An 18,352-nucleotide genomic window follows, 5' to 3' on the forward strand; every position below is an offset into this window, starting at 1 on the left:
CCGACCGCCCCTGCCCCTGCCTGGTGGCCCCCCCGGCCCCCTGACCTCTTGGGGGAGGGGCGGCCGGACGCACCCCGGTTCGGCGGTGGCCGCCCGCCGGACCCGGTCTCGCCATCGCGCGGACCGGGGCGTGATACTCAACCGGTGAACTCCATCTACCGCAGCACGCCGGGCAGGGAGCTCATCCGACGCTGGTGCCTGGACCGACTGGACGCATGGCCGGTGCCGCACGAACGGGCAACGGTGACGGCCAAGGGCGCGCGGACCCACACGGTGCTCGCCGGATCCGGCGCGACGACAGTCGTGTTCGTACCCGGCACCAACTTCAACGCCGCCACGTCCCTGCCGCTGGCCACGGCCCTGATCGCCGCCAGTCACCGAGTCCTGCTGGTGGACGTCCCGGGCCAGCCCGGCCTCAGCTCCGGCGAACGCGGCCTCTCCGGCGGCCGGCTGTCCTGGTACGGGGCATGGCTGAGCGAAGTGATCGAGAAGATCCCGTCCGGGCCGGTGGCCGTGATGGGCCACTCCTTCGGTGCGGCCATCGCCCTGTCCAGCGACTCCCCCCACATCAACCGGCTCCTTCTGGTCTCCCCCGGCGGACTGACCCGGCTGAGGCTGACCACCACCGTGCTGACCGCCTCGACCGCCTGGTTCCTGCGGCCCACACCCCCGCGCAGCGCCCGGCTCCTGCGCGCCATGCTCGCCCCCGGCAACTCACCGCGCGACGAGTTGGTGGACTGGATGACACTGGTCGCACGACACGCGCGCTCCAGCGGGGCGCCCGGTGCCGCCGCCCTGTCCACACGGCCGATCCCCCGGCTGGTCGTCACCGGCGAGCACGACGTCTTCCTCCCGCCGCGAAGACTCCGCCCGGCAGTGCGCGCCACGCTCGGAGCCGAGCTGGGCATCGTTCCCGAAGCCGGCCACCTCGTGGTCGAAGAGCGCCCCGCACACCTGGCCGGCCTGCTCGACGGTCCAGGCCCGCCCGCCTCCGGGGGCGAGTCCCGCCCGCCTGGACAAGTGGCCTGATCAGCACCGTCATTGGAGAGGCCCGCCAAGGTCTCGAACAAGCCCCTGATAGCGTCCGCCAAGGGTTCCCCGACGCGCGATGGAGATGGTCCATGAAGCTGCTCCCGCTGTTCCTCCGGCGGCCGATCGAGGCGGTCTACGAACGCCGCCTGGCCTCCACCCTGGCGGGGCTCCCGCGCCCGAAACACGTCGGCATCATGCTCGACGGCAACCGCCGCTGGGCCCGGCAGGCCGGCCTCTCCGACGTCCGCGACGGCTACCGCGCCGGCGGCGCCAAAGCCACCGAGTTCCTCGGCTGGTGCACCTCCGCCGGCATCGAGCACGTCACCCTCTTCATGCTCTCCGACGACAACCTCGGCCGCCCCGCCGAACAGCTCGTCCCCCTCATCGAAGTCATCGAAGAGACCGTCCAGGACATCACCGCCCCCGGCCGCCCCTGGGAGGTCCAGGTCATCGGCTCCCTCGACATGCTCCCCGGCGCCAGCGCCCGCGTCCTCAAGGAAGCCACCTCCACCACCACCGGCCGCGGCGGCCTCAAAGTCGACATCGCCATCGGCTACGGCGGCCGCCGCGAAATCGTCGACGCCGTCAAAAGCGCCTTCGAAGACCACATCTCCTCCGGCGGCGACCCCCTCGAACTCGTCGAACGCTTCGAAATCGAGGACATCTCCCGCCACCTCTACTCCCCCACCGCCGCCCACACCGACTTCATCATCCGCACCTCCGGCGAACAGCGCCTCTCCGGCTTCCTCCTCTGGCAGTCCGCCTACGCCGAAATGCACTGGGTCGACTGCTACTGGCCCGCCTTCCGCCACGTCGACTTCCTCCGCGCCCTCCGCTCGTACGCGAACCGCGAGCGCCGCTTCGGCAAATAATTCTTCAATGTCTTTCCCGGCCTCCGACCCGGCCCGGGCCGCCCGCGACTCCGGAGAATCCGAGTGAGGTTCTCCATTCGGCCGGCCCGGCCCGACGACGTCCAATCCGTCACCGGCATCGTCCTCGCCCGCTCCGCATGGCTTGAGGAACACGGCATGCCGAGCTGGCGCGCCGACGCCGAGAAGCTCGCGGCACTCACCGCGAGCCCGGACGGGTCGATGTTCATCCTGGAGGCCGACGGCAGAGCCATCGGCTGTACGACGGTGACCGACACCACGCCCCCCATGGCCTGGACCGCAGAGGAACTCGCCCAGCCCTCCCTGTACCTGTACAGCACAGTCACCGACCCGGCCCTGCGCGAAGCCAAACCCGGCGCGCTCATCGCCCTGTGGGCCGTCGACCGCGCGGCCCGCGAGGGCAGACAGTGGGTACGACGAGGCTGCCGCTTCCCGAGTCTCGTCTCCTACTACCAGCGGCAGGGCTTCACACTCATCCACGAGATGAGGAAGACCCACGGCCCCATGTATCTGATGGGCCGTCGCGCCCAGCGAATCGAAGACCTCGAAGACCGCTTCAACGGCCACTGAACCGGCACGGCACTGCCGTACCTGCAACCAGACCTGAAGGACGCCCCGTTGCCCGCACGGCACAACCTCGACAGCGAACGCGAACTCTGGGACACCTACGCCGAGAGCACCCGGAAGGACGTGTTCGAGTCGGATCCCTCTTTCCGGTGGACGCAGTACGCCGGGCACGGGCCGGGGCCCGAACTCCTCGGCACACCGGAATCCGTCCTCGAAGTCGGCTGCGGCACTGGCCGCGCCCTCGCGTACCTCGCCCAGCAGGGGATCAAGGCGACCGGCGTCGACATGTCTCCGGTCATGGTGGCGAACACCACGGAGCGCTGGGGCCCCACGGGAGTCCGATTCGTCTGCGCGGAGGTGCTTTCGTACCTGGCCGAAACAACGGAGACGTACGACGCCGTCTATTCGATGTTCGGCGCCGTCTGGTTCACCGACCCGGCCAAGCTCCTCCCCTTGATCGCCGCCCGGCTGAACCCGGGCGGCGTCCTCGCGTTCTCGCATCCTCCGGCCATCCCCGGGGCGTATGGGCCGCAGGGAATGTACAAGGGCGGGTTCGCGGGCAAGGCGATGTACACCTACCGCTACAGCTACACGCTCCGGAAATGGGAAAGCCTTCTGCTCAAGGCCGGATTCCCGACAGCGGAAGTGTACGAACTGGACGCCCCGACGCAAGGTCACATCGGAACCCTGATCGGCCGCGCGGTAATGGCCTGAAGAGGTCCTGGCAGCGACGGGGCCTGTCAGCCGTCGCCGCCGTCGCCGGTCGCGCACGGCTTGCGTTTCTTCCGTGTGCAGTGGGGGTCGGGGCAGTGGCGCTCGCGCATCAGGGCCGCCTCTTCCGGCTGATCTCGTTCCGTGCGGCCACGGCCGCCGAGAGCCAGTCGGCGGCCGTGGCCAGGCGGACGTCCTCCACCGCCGCGTCCCACTCCCGCCCACCCTGCGGAGGCCTCAGCGCACACCGCGTACCGCACTCGCCCATCACCACACCCACCCGCCTCGCCCTGGCGTCGTACGCCAGCGTGCCGACCGCGAGACCGTCACTCATGCCGACCCTCAGTGCCACCAGGAGGCGAGGGGCGGAGATCCGTACCGCCGTCGGCCCGTGCGCTGTCGGTCCTCGCTGCTTGTCTCATTGCGTCTGGCCTCACTTCGATGCTCTTGTCCGTTGAACGTGCCGAGGGGGGGCACACCCCAAGGGCAGCCCATGGCATAGCCATTTGCTCACCTTGAGTGAGTGAGCTAGCTCGAAGACATGGGCAACTAGTTCTGCTAGCAAGCTCCTTGGGCGAACTAGCTCAAAGGTGGGATGGTGACTCGCATGGCGCATCCTTACGAGCAGATCGCGGAGCACTACCGAACGAAGATCCGAGACGGTGACCTCTCTCCCGGTGATCGGCTGCCGTCGATCAAGGACTTGTCCACCGAGCACGGCGTGGCCACGGCGACGATCCGGAACGCCCTGTCCTGGCTACAGGTCGAGGGCTACGTGGTCACGACACATCGCGGCACCTTCGTCGCCGAACGCCCCAAAGGTGCCGCGTCCGCGCGGGACCGGCTGGCGCGGACGATAAGGACGGGCTCGCTCTTCGCTCGTGGCGAGACCGCGCGGGTGACGTTCGCCGGTCTTTTCATTCCGCCGCTGTATCTGGCGGAACTGTTCGACCTTGACCCCGGGGACCAGCTCATCCGCCGTGAGTACGTGACCGGCAAAGGTCAGCATCGGCTCATGCTCGCCGTGGACTGGTATCCGGCGACCTTCGGCAATGTGCCCGACATCTTCTCCACCTCACCGGCGAAGGCCGACAGCGTGCTGCAACGGATCGAGGAGACCACCGGACGCCGCGTCACGTCGGGCCGTGACGCCATGCACGGCAGAAACGCGGACGAGCGGGAAGCGCGTCTGCTGACTGTCGCGGTCGGCAGCCCGATCCTGGCAGGCGCTCACGAGTGGGCGGACGACCAAGGGCTGATCTGCTACGGCGAATGGTGCCTTCCGACCGACCTCACGATCGGCTACGAGTACACCCTTTAGTCAGAACGCCGACTCGTTGTCGTCCGCAGCGCCAGTGTCCCGTCTTCAGCAACTCGCCAAGGAGCAAACCAATGAGCAACCTGACCGGTTGGATCAAGTCCAGCTACAGCGGGAACGACGGGGGCCAGTGCGTCGAGGTGGCCCCCGCGTACGCCCCCTCCGGCGTCGTCCCCGTCCGTGACAGCAAGCAGACCGACGGCCCGGTCCTCATGCTCACCCCCGCCGCCTTCACCGGCCTGGTGACGCTCGCCCGCAACACCGACGTGAGCTGAGGCCCGTCGGCTCTGGAGAACCCCCGTCCGGATGGCCGTCGAAGGCTGACGGCCGCCGGTCGTGGCCCGAAGCGTCGAAGTGTCCGTGTGTCAGGGCACGGTGATGACGATCTTGCCGCGTGCGTGACCAGTGGCGCTGACGTCATGCGCTGTGGCGGCGTCCTTCAGCGGGAACACGGCGTGCAGCGGGACGGTGAGGCGGCCGCGGTCGGCGAGGTCGGCCGCCAGGGGAAGCCCTGCCCAGCCCGGTGACTCTCCGGGCTCGGAGCGGGAGAACCGCACGCCGTGCCGGTCGGCGTCGAAGTCCGCGATGGTCACCACGCGGTGCGGGTCGCCGACGATGGCGACCAGTTCGGGGAGGGAGCCCTTGCCGGCCGCGTCCAGGGCCACATCGACGCCGAGTGGGGCCAGTGAGGCAAGGCGGTCGGCCAGTCCCGGCCCGTAGGTGACCGGTAGGACGCCGAGCCGGTCGAGGAAGCCGTGGTTGCCTTCGCTCGCGGTGCCGATCACGGTGAGGCCGCGGGCCTGGGCGAGTTGTGCGGTGATGGTGCCGACGCCTCCGGCGGCACCATCGATCAACAGGGTCATGCCTTCGGCGGCTCCCAGCGCTTCCAGCACACGGGTGGCGGAGTCGATATTGCCCGCGGCACCACCCGCCTCCTCGAAGGACCACGACCGGGGCTTGGACGCCCAGGCCTCCAGTACGGCGTACTGGGCCGCGGCGCCTCCCTGGTCCAGGAAGGGGACGAGGCCGAAGACCGCGTCTCCCATGGCGGTGCCGGTCACGCCCTCTCCCACCTCGTCGACGATTCCCGCGGCATCCATGCCGGGGACATGGGGGAACTCCACAGTGACGATGGACCGCAGCATCCCCGAGCGCAGGTACCAGTCAGCGGGGGTGACCCCGGTGGCGCGCACCGCGATGCGGATCTGACCGGGCCCGGCATGCGGCTCTTCGGCCTCCTCCACGCGAAGGACCTCGGAACCGCCGTAGCGGTGGTATCGCACAGCGAACATGGAAAACCAGCTCTCCCTGCCGTAGAGGGGACCGCGAGGCACCGCGGCACCAGATCACGCTAATCCGCTAAACGGTCGACCTCTTCCGTTTGCGGTTAAGTGGGAGACATGCCTGCCCAACTGCCTCGGAACCCGCCCTCCTCCGCCTCCGGCCCTCCCGCCCCGGGGCAGAGAGCCGACGCCCGGCACAACCGCGCCCGGCTCCTCCGGGCCGCCCGCGAGGCGTACGCCCTCAACGGCGCCGACGTGCCTTCCAGCGCGATCGCCCGCAGAGCGGGCGTGGGCGCCGCCACCCTCTACCGGCACTTCCCGACACGCGGCTCGCTGATCGCCGCCGCCTTCTCCGAACAGCTCGGCCAGTGCGTCGCAGCCCTCGACGAGGCCCTCCAGGACGACGACCCCTGGCGCGGACTTCGCTACGTCCTCACCAAGGTGTGCACGATGCAGGCCCAGGACCGCGGCTTCAGCGCCGCGTTCCTCTCCCAATTCCCCGACGCGCCCGACGTCCACCACGAGCGCACCCGCGCCGAGACGGGCCTCGCCCGGCTGGTACAGCGCGCGAAGGACACCGGACAGCTGCGCCAGGACTTCGACCCCAGCGACGTCACCCTGCTGCTCCTGGCCAACAACGGCGTCGTACGGGACTCCCCGGCGGCGTCCTCCATGGCCGCGTCCCGCCGTCTGCTCGCCTACTTCCTCCAGTCCTGCCCTCCGGCGGACGGCACTCCTCTGCCCCAGCCCGCGCCACTCCGCCTTGACGACCTCTACAAGCCACCGCGTCGAACAGGGTGACCGGTTGTCCGGCACGGCCGTCAACCTCGTTGTCAGTGGCGGGCCGTACTCTTCGGCGGAGTCGGCTCGCGCGTTCTCGCGCGCCTGTACGCAAGGGGAGAAGAATGGCGACACTTGAGGAAATCAAGGCACTGCTGGGGGAGCCCGGTTTCAATTGGTCGGATCCCGCTCCGTGGATCCAGCTGGAACAGGAGCTCGGGGTCTCCTTCCCCGCCGATTTCCGGGAGATAACCGACGCCTACGGCCCAGTCCTGATCAGCGAAAAATTATATCTTGACCACCCTGGCCATCGGTTCCGGAACCTGGGTGAAAGCATCAAGGAGTCGATCGAGTCATGGCTTGACATGGAAGAAGAAGAGCTGGCGGAGTTCCTTCCCAGTAAGGTTGGATCCCGGCCCGGAGAGCTGCTGCCGATCGCAAGAGGAACAACAGCGGAAGAGATCCTCCTGCGAGTACCACATGAGCCTTCAGCGCCTTGGGCCGTCGTCGTACAGGAAATGGACACCGGCGAGTACGAACTCTACGAAATGACGTTCAGCGACTGGCTGCTGGCCTACCTCAAGGGCGAGGACGTCATGGTGGGTTGCGCCCCTCCGGCCCGTCTGTTCTACGAGTCCTTGGCCTAACAGTCCCACCAGCAGGTGCGGCCTCAGATCCCCCCGCCCCAGCGAGCGGCGCGCAGATCCCGGATGTACCAGTCGAACCGTGCACCGTCTTTGCTCTGCGGCTGCTTGCCGGGGGTGAACCCTGCCCTCCGGGCGACTGCGGCGGACGCCGGATTATCCGGCTCCACCTGGATCACCGCCTCCTCCCCGCCCTCACCGGCCGCGTACCGGGACGCCAAGAGGACCGCACGAGTAGCCAGGCCACGCCCCCTCCACGACGGATAGAGGCCGTAGGCGACATTCACCTGGCCGGGAGCCAGCCCCTCTCCCGCGAACCGCAGGTCGACCGTCCCGGCGAGCACCTCGTCGGCACCCACCCGAATACCGAAAGCACGGAGCGGCCCGGCCGTGTCCCACTGCTCCCGGCAGTGCCGGAAGTACGCTTCAACGCCCTCGCGCGTGCCGGGACCGCCATTGAGCCAGCGAACCAGCGGCTCGTCCTCCCCCGCGAGATGCACCTCCGCATCGTCCAGGCGCAGCGGCGACAGAGCGATGATCCCGTCGGACAGTCTCACTTCACGCATCCGCCGATTCTTGACACCGAAGCCGCATCTCGCCATCGGATTCCGCGGGACATCGCACTGAGCCCCTCCACCACAGAGGATGACCTTGGCGTAGCGGCGACCTCGGTGCGCCCGGCGACGACTTCCACGATCGGACTGATCTCCAAGACCACGGCCACAACCCTTCGCCTCAGCCCTGACAACTCGTCCGATCGCTGCGAAATAGACTCCTGCCATGCACCCCAGATAGCGCCAGACCTTTAGAGGTTGGCGCCTTTGCTGAATTCCACGAATACAGTCCAGACAGCCGGCCGGAGTTCCATTCCTCCTCGGTCTCTCATTTTCGAATCCCGAACCAGGACCACGCCAGGGCCATCGTCCGCGACCTCTACACAGCTTTCTGTGCTCGTATAGGAACTCGTCCGCCAATTCGGCTCTTCAGTCATATTCTCCCTCTCAACCTTCAAAGAATTTACGGGCAGACCGTATTAGCGCTCTGGCTGTCAACCCGTACACGGCCGACTGCTTCAACAGGGCGAACGCTTTCGCATAGAGATCGATTTCCCGAGGCTGGGCCACTGACATCTCGGCAGAGAATGTCTCCACCAGGACGATCCTGTCGTCGAACATGGAGAACGAGTGGCCAAGCCAGACACTTGTGGACGCAGCTTTGGGCACAATGCCCAGGCTCACCCGCGCCATACCCATCAGCACCATCAAACGGTCAAGCTGCGACCTCATCACCTCTGCTCCTCCGACGTTGGAGTACAGGGCCTGCTCACCAAGCAGGACGTTGTAGACCCGATTCCCCTCGTAGAGGTACCGCTGCCGCTCCATCCTCTTCGCGACCGCAGCCTCGGTGTCGTTGGGGATCTCGTAGAAACTCACGGCCTGCTCGAACACAGCGGCGGCATAGTCGGCTGTTTGGAACGTGCCCCAGATCATGCTGGGCTGCCAGATCCGGAAGACCCTGGTCCTGCCGTAGAGGGGCAGTGCCTTCTTCTGCCTGGCCTCGGCTCCGGTCTTGAGCTGCCGCCGCCAGTCCACCCATAGCTCGTCGATGTGCCGAACAGTGGCGATCAGGTCTGGGATCTGCTCTTCCTGGCCGGTCTTCTCACACCAGTCCTTGATGTCCTGCTCGCTGGCGTTCTGCTTTCCGTGCTCAAGCCGAGAGATCTTCGACTCCGGCCACCCGAGTGCGTTGGCCAGCGCCCGACCACTCGCGAATCCGGAGTCCTTCCGAAACGCACGCAGTCGGGCGCCCAGCGCCTCGCGGACCTCTTGTGCTTGATTGCTCACTGATCTGTCAGGGCTTGTAGTCGCTGTGCGGGATCGCAGTGTCCCAGAGGGCGTCTCGGATATGGGCGCACTGCGCGACAGCCGAGGGGTCGTCGATCAGTTCCGACCCAAGGACCCGACCATCCTCGTCGAAGTGACCGACGGCAAGGATCTTGTCGTCAAACAGCCACCAGTCGTTGCCTCCGACCGGAAGGGCGTGGCGAGACAATGCGACTCTGGAGATCCAACGGATTCGCTCGCCGGCCTCCACGTTGACCGGCGTGGTGGCGTACTCCCACTGGATGTAGGGGGTGTGCGGCTCAGTCACGACGCGCACTCGACGTACGGTCCTCCCCCTCCTCGTCACCTGTCTCACCATGGCGAGCCACGGTTCCATGTAGGAGTTGTCAACCGACTCGCCTCGGAGCCAGCTCGCGTACGGGCCGTCCTCGTCCGGGACGGAGTAATCGTCCCTCAGCTCCAGATGGAAGGCATCGCTCTCGAAGCTCTCAAAGAGCCGGTTGCGCTCGGCGCTGGAGATCAGCTCCACGCGGTTCCTCCAGTAGGGCAGTAATCGCGGCCTTGGACACTTCGACCACGGTCTCGTAGTCGGGAATCTCCATCTGAGACAGGGCCTCAGCGTCGATGACCTCGCGCCCCTGGACAACGAACGTACCGCCAGGCGTGAGGATCATGATCGGGTCCGCCGGCCGCCGAATCTCTCCGGCAGACAGACCATCCTTCTTCAGGTACTCGAACAGCTCTGCCGGTACCTCCACAGCTGTGCACCCTTCAGGGATGTCGAGCTGCTTGAGCAGGTCGTCCGCGAAGATCTTCCACCCCTGCACGAGGTACGTGTCCCGGTCGGTTGCGTAGAGCGTGGGGCAGTCCCCGATGTTGGAATTCTTACCAAGCAACCGTAGCTTCATGGCCGTTCTCCCAACTGCTGCCTTGCATCAGTTTGCGCGACCCGGTGATAGTCGCCTCGGTGTTCGACCTCGTCAAACGACTTGCCGCAAACTCGCGCAAACTTCTTGGACGTTGGCCAGACACAGCTCTAGGTTCCTCTCGAACCCAAGCTGCGCATCCCGGCGGAGATCGACACCGGCAAGGTCGCCGACGGATTACGACACAGTTTCCGTCACCCTGCGGCCGACGAAAGCGTAGGAGTTCGCCCACCGAGCGAAGACCTGCGGCAAGCAGGTCCCGCCCGGCGGCGGTACCTGGCAAAGCCATCCGGGGCAGGCCATCAGAGCGAACAGGCCCGGAGACCACTGATCCCGACACCTGACGCACAAAGGAGTTTCACTTCATGGCTCAGAACCTCTATACAGCCCCGATCGAGGGGGCCGTGTTCCAGAACTTCTGCGGTGGGAACCTCGGCGGCGAGCACGAGTCCTGCATCAACCTGGCGGCCATCCCTGGCGTCGCGGACGGCTTCGTCCTTCAGGACACCAAGCCTGAGGGTGCCGGCTACGAGCTGCGTGCCACGACCGCCGAGATGGACGACCTCGTCCTCGGCTACGCCAGGATGAGGGGCCTCTCCCTCAGCTAGACGCGGTTCGCTTCTCCGCAAGGAAGGCCGCCCCCAGCCGAATGGGGGCGGCCCCTCGTCAGATTGCAGGAAGGGGAAACCCCCTTGAGCTGGTACGGCCACTGGCACGGCTACGGGTGGACGGGTACCCCCGTCAGCTATGCGCGGGAAGGCAACCGCCGGCCTCCATACCCGGTCCCCCCTCCACCCGAGGCCAAGGAAGAGGACAAGGCCCGGTACCGGGATGCCGCGAATGAGTTCCTGACCTCCAATCTGCCGCCTCTGATGACCGGCCACTGGCTCCTCAAGCGCAACCAGAGCGCGGAGGAATTCACCTGGACCAACCCTGAATCCGCCTTGGCATGGCTGATAAAGCGCCACCAAGAGAGCTCGCCGTTCGAGCATGCGGACGGCAAGGCGGCCTACTGCGCCTTGGAGCAGAAGTTGGAGCACGCTGCGGATGCCCTTCCTCGCGGCGTTGATGTGAGCTGGGTGCACTACACCCGCTCACAAACCATGGTGTCGCTCTCCGTGGTGTGCTGTCCGAACCGCTTTCACCCGGATATCCCGTGCCCGTTCCCTCCCTCCTGAGCCGAAGGACTGGCCATGTCTCTGAGCCTGTTATTGCCTGAGAACGGTGTGACTGAGCTGATGCTCATGTGGCCCGAGGAGCCGCGCGTGTTCGAGCGCGGCAAGGCGGCACTCAGCGAAACGGTTACCGCGGAAACCATCCGGGGCTACGTCTACAGGGGGTGTGTCCCAGCTGACGAGATCGCGGTCGTCAAGGCCCCCAACCCGTCGCTGAGCCAGAAGGCGTATACGACTGACGGCAGGACGGATCGGGCGAAGCTCGCTCGGCTCTACGAGAGCGGTCACACCATTCGTCTGGGGAACCTTCAGCGAGTCGTCCCTGACCTGGCTGAGGTCTCTCAGGACATCCAGACGGAGACGGGCTGCTCCAACTACGTCCACGCCTTCCTGACTCCCCCGGGACACCAAGGGCTTCGCCATCACTGGGATCAGCAGATGGCCGTTATCGTTCAGATCTCAGGTACGAAGCGGTGGCAGCTCTGGCGCCCTCCGGTCGAGGCCCCCATGCGGGAGTACAACGAAAGCTGGAGGGTCTGGCGGGAGGATTCCGTCTCGAAGTGGACGGCGGCAGGGCCCGATGTGGAGGTGGACCTCAAAGCCGGGCAGTCTCTCCTGCTTCCTCGCGGATGGGTCCACAACCCTCATGTTCTGGGCTCCGATGAGCACAGCATTCACCTCACATTCGCGATCAGGGAGCGCACTCCTCTGTGGCTGGCCGAGAAGCTGGTGGCCAGCGCGATCAACAACCCCGGCTTCCGTCGCATCCTTCGCCCTGGCCAGTTGGGCGGGGGCGAACTTGGCCAGCAGCTTTCAAAAACACGTGTGGCTCTGATCCACCATCTCCAAGGGCTCGACCTGTCGGAGATCGCTCCGGAAGTGCGCGAGGCGGCACTGACAGAGCTGGACCACTCCGCCTGATCCAGCTATTCGTCGGCCGTTCGGGCAAAGTCCGCGAGGGCGCGGAAGTCGTCCTCGCGGAGACCGATTCGCGGGTTGACGTGGTGCAGCAGCCCGGGACCCCGGTGGTGGGAGGTCGCGTACTCCTCGTCCAGGTCGCTCTGCTCGTCGTCGACCCAGGCGAAGGGACGGCCGTCGGCGTACTCGACCAGTGGACCGGTCTTCCAGTGGACCCCGTCGGGGCGTTCTCGGAGCAGGGCGTCGCCGAAGTCGACGAAGGGGAGTTCGGGGAGGCCGAGTACGGGGCTGATCCAGTGGTTGGCCCGGTCCATCCAGGTGGTGGCCCAGCACAGCTCGTAGTCGAGCTGGAGGAGGGCCCGCCCGTGGTCCGGGTTGAGCCAGACTCGCAGGGGTCGGGGGCCCCGGAGCCCTTGGTGGGTCTCGGTCGCCGTGCTGGAGCGGGGCACTCTGATGGTCGTGTAGCCGTGGGGACGTCTTTCCGGCTGGGCCGCATAGGGGTTGAGGGGCCCGTCCACGTCGAGGAAGAGCAATGGTCGGCTCACGGTTTCCCCCCGGGGGCATACGGCTCTGTCACCCGGCATTGTGCCTGGGGCGCCCCGGGGGCGGGCTGCTCGGCCAGGCCCCCGGGCCGCGACGCGAAAACACCGTTTCGGCAGAGGGTCCCGGCCCGTAGGGTCTTCGGGCATGACTGTGCTGCACGGTGATTTGGTCGTACTGCGCCCCGCCGAAACTTCTGACATCCCCGCGCTGGCCGCGATCCGGGCCACGCCCGAAGTGCGGGCGAGATGGCGGGGTGGGGAGGATCTGGCGGCGGAGACCGCGGAGGATTTGGGGGATCCGGGGACGCGGTGTCTGGCGATTGAGTATGGGGGACGGGTGGTGGGGCTGATTCAGTGGACCGCGGAGGAGGAGCCGGATTACCGGCATGCGGGGATTGATCTGTATCTGGATCCGGCGGTGCACGGGAAGGGGCTGGGGACGGATGCGGTGCGGGTGGTGGCGCGGCATTTGATCGATGATCAGGGGCATCATCGGTTGACGATCGATCCGGCGGCGGACAATGCGGCGGCGATCCGGTGTTACGCGAAGGCGGGGTTTCGGCCGGTCGGGGTGATGCGGCAGTACGAGAGGGATTCGGACGGCGGCTGGCACGACGGGCTGCTGATGGATCTGCTCGCGGCGGAGCTGGTGCGCTGACCGTAGAGAAGGAGGGGCCCGTCGTCCGGTGACGGCGGCGGGCCCCGGGGCGCGGGCTGTTACGGGTGCTCGGGGGTCACGTAGTAGGACGCGAGTGCGGTCAGCACTTCCTCCTCGGTGACGCGGCCGTCGCCGTCGGCGTCGAGGGCGCGCGCGGCGGCGCTCGCGAGGGAGGGGTCGACACCGAGGACCTTCAGTACGCGCTCGACGGCGGTGAGGGTGAGGCCGGAGCCGTCCTCGTCGGCGATGGCGACGACCGCGTGGAGGAAGGGGCGGGCGATCTCGGCGAAGCGGTGGGGGTTGTCCCGGAGGCGCTTCACCGCGCCGGTGACGAACTCCTGCCGCGAGACCCGCTGATCACCGTCCACGTCGGCGATGCCGGCCATGCCCTGCCAGAACGCCTCCGCGCCGCTGTAGAGGGCCTGCCCCCGCGCACAGCGGGCGGTGGTGGCGAACTCCGTGAGCAGGGCGGCGGCCGCCCCGCTGAAGTCCTGCCGGTCGATATAGCCGTTGCCGTCCTGGTCAAAGGCGGCGAAGCGAGACGCGATCTTGCGCTCGTACTCTGCGCTGTCCATGCGGGGAGCGTACGGCCCCGGATGGCTGACGCGTGCAAGTACCCGCCAATTCACCGGATCCGGCGGACGGCGCGCCCCGGGAAACGCGCCGGGGGGCGCTCACGCGGGGAGGGCCTCCGGCTCGTCCCCGGTGGCTGATGAGGCGTCGGCGTACACATCGAAGAGCCGGCGCACGCCCAGCGCGCCGAGCACCCGGTTCACATGGGAGCCCTCCGCCGGGCCCCGGTCGGGGAGTACGAGGCGGAGCCGGCCGCCGCAGGAGTGGAGCAGCCGGCGGGCGGCGATGAGGACGCCGACCCCGCTGGAATCGCAGAACAGCACGTCGGACAGGTCGAGGACGACCTCCCGGTGGCCCGCCGCCACGGCGGCGTGCACCTCGCGGCGGACCTCCGGCGAGGACACGAGGTCCAGTTCGCCGCGGACGCGCAGCACGGTCCAGCCGCCCTGCCTGGCCTCGCCCACAGTGAGCGTCACCGCAAAACCTCCCTTAACAGGCATTGAGCATCATGTCACCGCACATTCCTCCAGGGGCGTCCGCCCCTATCACCTCGGCCTTCCCCGGGGGGCGCACTTGAAGCAAAGGGGCGTACGCGAGTATCCGCGCGCATTACATTCGCGGGGAGGGGGACAGGTACGGAAAGACTCGGGAGCACGACGCAGGGCACGGGCTGGGGCTTGGGGGCCGTATGGCAAAGGACACACCGCCGCGCTGGGACCACAGGATGCAGCAGCGGCTGGCACGGGGAGAGGCGGCCGCGCTGGGCGAGCTGTACGACAGGTTCGCCTCGCTGGTGCACATGCTGGCGCACCGGGTGCTCGACGACGACGCGGCGGCGGACCAGGTGACCCGTGAGGTGTTCGGCTATGTCTGGGAGAACCCCGACGCGTACGACCCCAAGCAGGGCTCGATGCGCTCCTGGATGGCCAAGCTGACCAACAGCCAGGCCGTGCACCGGCTCCGCCAGAGCGAGGCGGCGGCGCTCGCGGCCGGCCGGGGCGGCTCGCCGGAGGAGCTGGAGCTGAAGGTGCGCCGGGCGGCGGTGGCGGCCCGGGCCGACTACATCGTCACCTCGATGCCCGCGCCGCTGCGGGCGGCGCTGGAGCGGGCGTACCACCAGCACATGGACTACCGGCAGACCGCCGAGGACCTCGGAGTGAGCGAGGACGAGGCCCGGCGCAGGCTGCGGCTCGGTCTCCAGCTGCTGTCGACCGCGCACAGCCGCCCGCTGGAGGGCTCCTCGCCACCCGGATACGGACGCTCCTCGTGAACGGGCCGCTGGACGAGGGCCGCGAGGAGAGCGGCGGCGACGACGGCCAGGAGTGGTACGGGAGCCCCGCCGGGCCCGAGAGCCGCCTCGGCGCGGACCGGCGGGAGGCACCACGCATACCCGGACCCCGCTCCGCCGCCGACGACCACGGCCACGACCCGGACCATGGCCACGGACCGCCCGAGCCCGGGCCCGGGCCCGGCGCGCCGGTGGACGAGGAAAAGCCCCCGTCCCACAGCGTGCTCAAGTCCCTCCTCGGGGCCTGGGCGCTCTCCGCCTGCTCCGCCGGGGAGACCGAGGCGGTCGAGGAGCACCTCGGCGAGTGCGCGCCCTGCGCCGACGAGGCGCTGAGACTGCGCGACGCGGTCTCGCTGCTGCACACCGAACGCGATCTGGACCTCGATCCGCTGCTGCGGTTCCGGGTCCTGGAGAACTGTCTGGGCCGCCGGCCCGCCCGTATCCCGGTGCCGGAGTGGGCCTCGCCCTATGACGCGGAGACCGCCCGGCTGGACGCACTGCTGAGGGACATCGGCAAGGCGGAGTGGAACCACCCGGTGCGGCTGAAGTGGTTCGACGGCCGGGAGGAGGCGCACCGGGAGACGACGGTCGCCGGGGTCATCGGGCATCTGATGGCCGTGGACGGACTGGTCTCCGCCGCCCTCGGTCTGGACGATCCGCTGGGCCGCGACGCGCCGCACTCCCCGGCGCGGCGCAGCGAGCGCTTCTGGCGGTCGGAGCACCCGCCGACCGCCGAGGAGGTGCACGAGCTGTGGCGGGACCAGAGCCACACCCTGATCCGCACGGTGTCGTTCGCGAGCCGGGGCGTGGCCGAGCTGTCCGTCTCGTACGGGGATTTCTCGCTGCCGCTGCGGGACTCCCTGCTGGACCGCGCCTTCGAATGCTGGACGCACGCCGACGACATCGCGGAGGCGGTGAACTATCCGTACGAGCCGCCCCGGGGCTCCCATCTGCACCGGATGGTCGACCTGGCGGCCCGGCTGCTGCCCTCGGCCCTGGCCGGACGCCGCCGGGCGGGGCTCGCGGGCCCGGCCAGGGAGCTGGTCCCGGCGGGCTCCCCGGGGCGCTCACTGCGGCTGGAGATCGAGGGCGCGGGCGGCGGCGACTGGTACATCCCGCTCGACTCTCCGGCGGCGCTGGGCTCGGCCGAGCGGACGGTGGCGCAGGTCGCGCTGGACCGGGTCGAGTTCTGCCGGCTGGTGGCGGGGCACGTCCCGCCGGAGGAAGCGGCGGCGGGACAGGACGGCGACCGGGAGGCGATCAGGGATGTGCTCTTCGCGGCCGCTTCCCTGAGCCGGGTGTGACGCTGAAGACGGCACCGGACACCGGCGGAGGGAGCCGTGTGGCGGGGGCCCGCACGCCCCCGCCACACGGCGGTCATATGGTCCGACGGCCCCACCCTATGGGTACGGGCCCCATGGTCATGGGTATCAGTGGTATCAGTCGAAGATGACGGTACGTCGGCCGTTCAGCAGAATCCGGTGCTCCGCGTGCCACTTCACCGCGCGCGCCAGCGCCTGGCACTCCACATCGCGGCCGACCGCCACCAGCTGCTCCGGGGTCACCCCGTGCCCCACCCGCTCGACCTCCTGCTCGATGATCGGGCCCTCGTCCAGGTCGGCGGTCACATAGTGCGCCGTGGCCCCGATCAGCTTCACCCCGCGCGCGTGCGCCTGGTGGTAGGGCTTGGCGCCCTTGAAGCTCGGCAGGAAGGAGTGGTGGATGTTGATGATCCGGCCGCTGAGCTGCTTGCACAGATCGTCGGAGAGCACCTGCATATAGCGCGCGAGCACCACCAGCTCCACCCTCTCCTCGCGCACCAGCTCCAGCAGCCGCGCCTCCGCCTCCGGCTTGTTCTCACGGTTGACGGGAATGTGATGGAAGGGGATGTGGTACGAGGCGACCAGCTCGGCGAAGTCGGTGTGGTTGGAGACCACGGCCGCGATCTCGACCGGCAGCGCGCCGATGCTGGAGCGGAAGAGCAGGTCATTGAGGCAGTGACCGAACTTGCTGACCATGAGGACGATCCGCATGGGCTCCTCGGCGAGATGGATCTGCCAGTCCATCTGGAAGGAGTCGCCCACGGCGGCGAAGCTGGCGCGCAGCTTCTCCACGGTCACCGGGGCCTCGGCCGAGAAGTGGACCCGCATGAAGAACAGACCCGTGTCCTGGTCGCCGAACTGCTGGCTGTCCTCGATGTTGCAGCCGGTGATGAAGAGATAACTCGACACGGCGTGGACGATGCCCTGCTTGTCCGGGCAGGAGAGGGTCAGGACGTACTGGTCGGTCATCCTCGTAGAGTGCCACAGACTCGGCCCCCGGCCGGAAGCCGTCCACGGAACGGTCAACCCGTGCGCGTTATGATCCGCAGCACATCGAGCGATCTGGGCGGGGTGTCCGGGTCCTCGCCGTCATTGGCCGACAGCAGCACATGGGCCTCGCGGCACGCCCGGACCGCGTCCGGCCAGCCGGGGTGCGCCATGTACGCCGAGACATGGGCGTCCGCGCCGACGTGGTGCATGATCCGCAGCGTCCGCAGCACGGCGGCGTCGACCAGCGTGGCCTCGCCGGAGTCGCGGAAGATCGTGCCGATGTACTTCTCGGCGGACCAGTTGTCCAGCCAGGTGTCCTCGACCAGCCGGTAGACGGCGTCGGTGACATCGCCGTATCCCTCCAGGCCGGCCAGCCAGGCCTCCTGCTGGAACGCGGGGTCGGAGAGCATGTGCAGGGCCGAGCGCACATTGGTGCGCCAGCGCCACCAGGGCATGTCATTGAGCGGCATACCGCCCATGGTGGATGAGCGACGGCCGCGGCGGGAAGAGGGGACCGGTCCTTGCTGGTGCACGCCGTCGATCGTACGGTCTCCGTCGGCGCGCGCCGCAGGCCCCCCGCAATTCACCTTTCCGACACCCCGCGTTGACGGGCGCACACACCCGCGTTACCCGGGCGGCGGAAGGGTGACGGCCCATGACCCGTAGGCGACGCTCGACCTCCCCCGGGCCCTCGGGGCCCCGATCCACCCCGGCCCGGACGGCTGCCGCCACGGCCCGGACGGCTGCCGCCACGGCAGCGGCGGCAGCCACCGCCGGGGTGCTGCTGGTCACCGGCTGCGGGGTGGTGCCGGGCGGCGGCTCCGGCGGCTCCGGGGAGCCCGGGGCGGGGGGGTCCTTCGCGGCCGAGGAGACCGGGGGGACCAATTTGCC

Annotated in this window: 26 protein-coding genes and 1 pseudogene; 15 read left to right on the plus strand and 12 right to left on the minus strand. The window is 68.4% G+C overall.

The features are described 5' to 3' along the window. The first annotated feature begins 144 nt into the window (after positions 1–144). The 4 genes from IE247_RS09450 to IE247_RS09465 all read left to right on the plus strand — a co-directional run bounded on the left by IE247_RS09450 (position 145) and on the right by IE247_RS09465 (position 3,203). Entirely contained in the window at positions 145–1,029 is an 885-nt protein-coding gene (locus IE247_RS09450; RefSeq protein WP_190122506.1) for an alpha/beta fold hydrolase, read from the plus strand. A gap of 92 nt (positions 1,030–1,121) precedes the next feature. Beyond that, complete coding sequence (locus IE247_RS09455) at positions 1,122–1,904, plus strand: isoprenyl transferase (protein WP_190122507.1); 783 nt, start codon at positions 1,122–1,124, stop codon at positions 1,902–1,904. 63 nt (positions 1,905–1,967) lie between these two features. Then, positions 1,968–2,492, plus strand: coding sequence for a GNAT family N-acetyltransferase (locus tag IE247_RS09460; RefSeq protein ID WP_229868927.1), 525 nt, complete (start codon positions 1,968–1,970; stop codon positions 2,490–2,492). 48 nt (positions 2,493–2,540) lie between these two features. Continuing rightward, positions 2,541–3,203 (plus strand): class I SAM-dependent methyltransferase, encoded by a 663-nt coding sequence (locus IE247_RS09465; RefSeq protein ID WP_190122508.1) that lies wholly within the window; start codon positions 2,541–2,543, stop codon positions 3,201–3,203. A 109-nt stretch (positions 3,204–3,312) separates the two neighbouring features. Here IE247_RS09465 and IE247_RS09470 read toward each other — a convergent pair whose 3' ends face one another. Continuing rightward, positions 3,313–3,534, minus strand: a complete 222-nt coding sequence (locus IE247_RS09470) for a hypothetical protein (RefSeq protein ID WP_190122509.1) — start codon at positions 3,532–3,534, stop codon at positions 3,313–3,315. A gap of 273 nt (positions 3,535–3,807) precedes the next feature. On the opposite strand from IE247_RS09470, the gene IE247_RS09475 reads away from it, so the two are divergent. Together IE247_RS09475 and IE247_RS09480 are read left to right on the plus strand one after the other, a co-directional pair. Beyond that, positions 3,808–4,521, plus strand: a complete 714-nt coding sequence (locus IE247_RS09475) for a GntR family transcriptional regulator (RefSeq protein ID WP_190122510.1) — start codon at positions 3,808–3,810, stop codon at positions 4,519–4,521. A 71-nt stretch (positions 4,522–4,592) separates the two neighbouring features. Next, positions 4,593–4,793 (plus strand): DUF397 domain-containing protein, encoded by a 201-nt coding sequence (locus tag IE247_RS09480; protein WP_190122511.1) that lies wholly within the window; start codon positions 4,593–4,595, stop codon positions 4,791–4,793. A gap of 90 nt (positions 4,794–4,883) precedes the next feature. Here the strand turns inward: IE247_RS09480 and IE247_RS09485 are convergent, their stop codons facing one another. Then, the gene (locus IE247_RS09485) at positions 4,884–5,810 is read right to left on the minus strand and encodes an NADP-dependent oxidoreductase (RefSeq protein ID WP_190122512.1); all 927 of its coding nucleotides are present in this window, start codon (positions 5,808–5,810) and stop codon (positions 4,884–4,886) included. A 108-nt stretch (positions 5,811–5,918) separates the two neighbouring features. On the opposite strand from IE247_RS09485, the gene IE247_RS09490 reads away from it, so the two are divergent. Continuing rightward, the gene (locus tag IE247_RS09490) at positions 5,919–6,602 is read left to right on the plus strand and encodes a TetR/AcrR family transcriptional regulator (protein ID WP_190122513.1); all 684 of its coding nucleotides are present in this window, start codon (positions 5,919–5,921) and stop codon (positions 6,600–6,602) included. A gap of 104 nt (positions 6,603–6,706) precedes the next feature. Further along, positions 6,707–7,228: an SMI1/KNR4 family protein gene (locus IE247_RS09495; protein ID WP_190122514.1), complete on the plus strand. Its 522-nt coding sequence runs from the start codon at positions 6,707–6,709 to the stop codon at positions 7,226–7,228. Between the two features lie 23 nt (positions 7,229–7,251). On the opposite strand, the gene IE247_RS09500 is transcribed toward IE247_RS09495, so the two are convergent. The 5 genes from IE247_RS09500 to IE247_RS09520 form a co-directional block, all read right to left on the minus strand. Then, positions 7,252–7,791: a GNAT family N-acetyltransferase gene (locus IE247_RS09500; RefSeq protein WP_190122515.1), complete on the minus strand. Its 540-nt coding sequence runs from the start codon at positions 7,789–7,791 to the stop codon at positions 7,252–7,254. Positions 7,792–8,030: 239 nt separating this feature from the next. Then, on the minus strand, positions 8,031–8,216 hold the full coding sequence (locus IE247_RS09505) for a DUF397 domain-containing protein (protein WP_190122516.1): 186 nt from the start codon (positions 8,214–8,216) through the stop codon (positions 8,031–8,033). A gap of 10 nt (positions 8,217–8,226) precedes the next feature. Continuing rightward, positions 8,227–9,069: a helix-turn-helix domain-containing protein gene (locus IE247_RS09510; RefSeq protein ID WP_190122517.1), complete on the minus strand. Its 843-nt coding sequence runs from the start codon at positions 9,067–9,069 to the stop codon at positions 8,227–8,229. 7 nt (positions 9,070–9,076) lie between these two features. Then, the gene (locus IE247_RS09515; protein ID WP_190122518.1) at positions 9,077–9,598 is read right to left on the minus strand and encodes a DUF6879 family protein; all 522 of its coding nucleotides are present in this window, start codon (positions 9,596–9,598) and stop codon (positions 9,077–9,079) included. Continuing rightward, positions 9,558–9,977 carry a hypothetical protein gene (locus tag IE247_RS09520; RefSeq protein ID WP_190122519.1) on the minus strand — a complete coding sequence of 140 codons (420 nt, stop codon included), beginning with the start codon at positions 9,975–9,977 and terminating at the stop codon, positions 9,558–9,560. The genes IE247_RS09515 and IE247_RS09520 overlap by 41 nt, the downstream gene beginning before the upstream one ends. A gap of 383 nt (positions 9,978–10,360) precedes the next feature. Here IE247_RS09520 and IE247_RS09525 point away from each other — a divergent pair, with 383 nt between their 5' ends. From IE247_RS09525 to IE247_RS09535, 3 genes are all read left to right on the plus strand, one after another. Then, a complete protein-coding gene (locus IE247_RS09525; protein WP_190122520.1) occupies positions 10,361–10,603 on the plus strand; it encodes a DUF397 domain-containing protein in 243 nt (80 codons plus the stop codon). 84 nt (positions 10,604–10,687) lie between these two features. Continuing rightward, positions 10,688–11,173, plus strand: a complete 486-nt coding sequence (locus IE247_RS09530) for a hypothetical protein (RefSeq protein ID WP_190122521.1) — start codon at positions 10,688–10,690, stop codon at positions 11,171–11,173. A gap of 15 nt (positions 11,174–11,188) precedes the next feature. After that, positions 11,189–12,091, plus strand: a complete 903-nt coding sequence (locus tag IE247_RS09535) for a JmjC domain-containing protein (RefSeq protein ID WP_190122522.1) — start codon at positions 11,189–11,191, stop codon at positions 12,089–12,091. Between the two features lie 5 nt (positions 12,092–12,096). Here IE247_RS09535 and IE247_RS09540 read toward each other — a convergent pair whose 3' ends face one another. Next, the gene (locus IE247_RS09540) at positions 12,097–12,633 is read right to left on the minus strand and encodes a hypothetical protein (protein ID WP_190122523.1); all 537 of its coding nucleotides are present in this window, start codon (positions 12,631–12,633) and stop codon (positions 12,097–12,099) included. 142 nt (positions 12,634–12,775) lie between these two features. Here IE247_RS09540 and IE247_RS09545 point away from each other — a divergent pair, with 142 nt between their 5' ends. Further along, positions 12,776–13,288: a GNAT family N-acetyltransferase gene (locus IE247_RS09545; protein ID WP_190122524.1), complete on the plus strand. Its 513-nt coding sequence runs from the start codon at positions 12,776–12,778 to the stop codon at positions 13,286–13,288. Positions 13,289–13,347: 59 nt separating this feature from the next. On the opposite strand, the gene IE247_RS09550 is transcribed toward IE247_RS09545, so the two are convergent. Further along, positions 13,348–13,863, minus strand: coding sequence for an EF-hand domain-containing protein (locus IE247_RS09550; RefSeq protein ID WP_190122525.1), 516 nt, complete (start codon positions 13,861–13,863; stop codon positions 13,348–13,350). A gap of 99 nt (positions 13,864–13,962) precedes the next feature. After that, complete coding sequence (locus IE247_RS09555; RefSeq protein WP_190122526.1) at positions 13,963–14,337, minus strand: STAS domain-containing protein; 375 nt, start codon at positions 14,335–14,337, stop codon at positions 13,963–13,965. 212 nt (positions 14,338–14,549) lie between these two features. Here IE247_RS09555 and IE247_RS09560 point away from each other — a divergent pair, with 212 nt between their 5' ends. Continuing rightward, a complete protein-coding gene (locus IE247_RS09560) occupies positions 14,550–15,131 on the plus strand; it encodes a sigma-70 family RNA polymerase sigma factor (protein ID WP_190122527.1) in 582 nt (193 codons plus the stop codon). Next, positions 15,128–16,453, plus strand: coding sequence for a maleylpyruvate isomerase N-terminal domain-containing protein (locus IE247_RS09565; protein ID WP_373305530.1), 1,326 nt, complete (start codon positions 15,128–15,130; stop codon positions 16,451–16,453). Before IE247_RS09560 ends, IE247_RS09565 begins: the two co-directional genes overlap by 4 nt. A 135-nt stretch (positions 16,454–16,588) precedes the next feature. On the opposite strand, the gene purU is transcribed toward IE247_RS09565, so the two are convergent. Together purU and IE247_RS09575 are read right to left on the minus strand one after the other, a co-directional pair. Beyond that, positions 16,589–17,440, minus strand: a complete 852-nt coding sequence (purU, locus tag IE247_RS09570; RefSeq protein WP_190122528.1) for a formyltetrahydrofolate deformylase — start codon at positions 17,438–17,440, stop codon at positions 16,589–16,591. A gap of 53 nt (positions 17,441–17,493) precedes the next feature. After that, positions 17,494–17,931 carry an SCO4402 family protein gene (locus tag IE247_RS09575; RefSeq protein ID WP_229868930.1) on the minus strand — a complete coding sequence of 146 codons (438 nt, stop codon included), beginning with the start codon at positions 17,929–17,931 and terminating at the stop codon, positions 17,494–17,496. 185 nt (positions 17,932–18,116) lie between these two features. On the opposite strand from IE247_RS09575, the pseudogene IE247_RS09580 reads away from it, so the two are divergent. After that, positions 18,117–18,352: pseudogene (locus IE247_RS09580) on the plus strand (ABC transporter substrate-binding protein); the annotation flags it as partial.

This window comes from Streptomyces inusitatus (assembly GCF_014651115.1).
Lineage (GTDB): Bacteria > Actinomycetota > Actinomycetes > Streptomycetales > Streptomycetaceae > Streptomyces > Streptomyces amakusaensis.

Coding starts and splice junctions, on each gene's coding strand:
- IE247_RS09490 (WP_190122513.1), top strand. CDS start 5,919: ATGCCTGCCCAACTGCCTCGGAACCCGCCCTCCTCCGCCTCCGGCCCT.
- IE247_RS09500 (WP_190122515.1), bottom strand. CDS start 7,791: ATGCGTGAAGTGAGACTGTCCGACGGGATCATCGCTCTGTCGCCGCTG.
- IE247_RS09485 (WP_190122512.1), bottom strand. CDS start 5,810: ATGTTCGCTGTGCGATACCACCGCTACGGCGGTTCCGAGGTCCTTCGC.
- IE247_RS09480 (WP_190122511.1), top strand. CDS start 4,593: ATGAGCAACCTGACCGGTTGGATCAAGTCCAGCTACAGCGGGAACGAC.
- IE247_RS09495 (WP_190122514.1), top strand. CDS start 6,707: ATGGCGACACTTGAGGAAATCAAGGCACTGCTGGGGGAGCCCGGTTTC.
- IE247_RS09560 (WP_190122527.1), top strand. CDS start 14,550: ATGGCAAAGGACACACCGCCGCGCTGGGACCACAGGATGCAGCAGCGG.
- IE247_RS09505 (WP_190122516.1), bottom strand. CDS start 8,216: ATGACTGAAGAGCCGAATTGGCGGACGAGTTCCTATACGAGCACAGAA.
- purU (WP_190122528.1), bottom strand. CDS start 17,440: ATGACCGACCAGTACGTCCTGACCCTCTCCTGCCCGGACAAGCAGGGC.
- IE247_RS09520 (WP_190122519.1), bottom strand. CDS start 9,977: ATGAAGCTACGGTTGCTTGGTAAGAATTCCAACATCGGGGACTGCCCC.
- IE247_RS09455 (WP_190122507.1), top strand. CDS start 1,122: ATGAAGCTGCTCCCGCTGTTCCTCCGGCGGCCGATCGAGGCGGTCTAC.
- IE247_RS09550 (WP_190122525.1), bottom strand. CDS start 13,863: ATGGACAGCGCAGAGTACGAGCGCAAGATCGCGTCTCGCTTCGCCGCC.
- IE247_RS09545 (WP_190122524.1), top strand. CDS start 12,776: ATGACTGTGCTGCACGGTGATTTGGTCGTACTGCGCCCCGCCGAAACT.
- IE247_RS09535 (WP_190122522.1), top strand. CDS start 11,189: ATGTCTCTGAGCCTGTTATTGCCTGAGAACGGTGTGACTGAGCTGATG.
- IE247_RS09575 (WP_229868930.1), bottom strand. CDS start 17,931: ATGCCGCTCAATGACATGCCCTGGTGGCGCTGGCGCACCAATGTGCGC.
- IE247_RS09470 (WP_190122509.1), bottom strand. CDS start 3,534: ATGAGTGACGGTCTCGCGGTCGGCACGCTGGCGTACGACGCCAGGGCG.
- IE247_RS09525 (WP_190122520.1), top strand. CDS start 10,361: ATGGCTCAGAACCTCTATACAGCCCCGATCGAGGGGGCCGTGTTCCAG.
- IE247_RS09475 (WP_190122510.1), top strand. CDS start 3,808: ATGGCGCATCCTTACGAGCAGATCGCGGAGCACTACCGAACGAAGATC.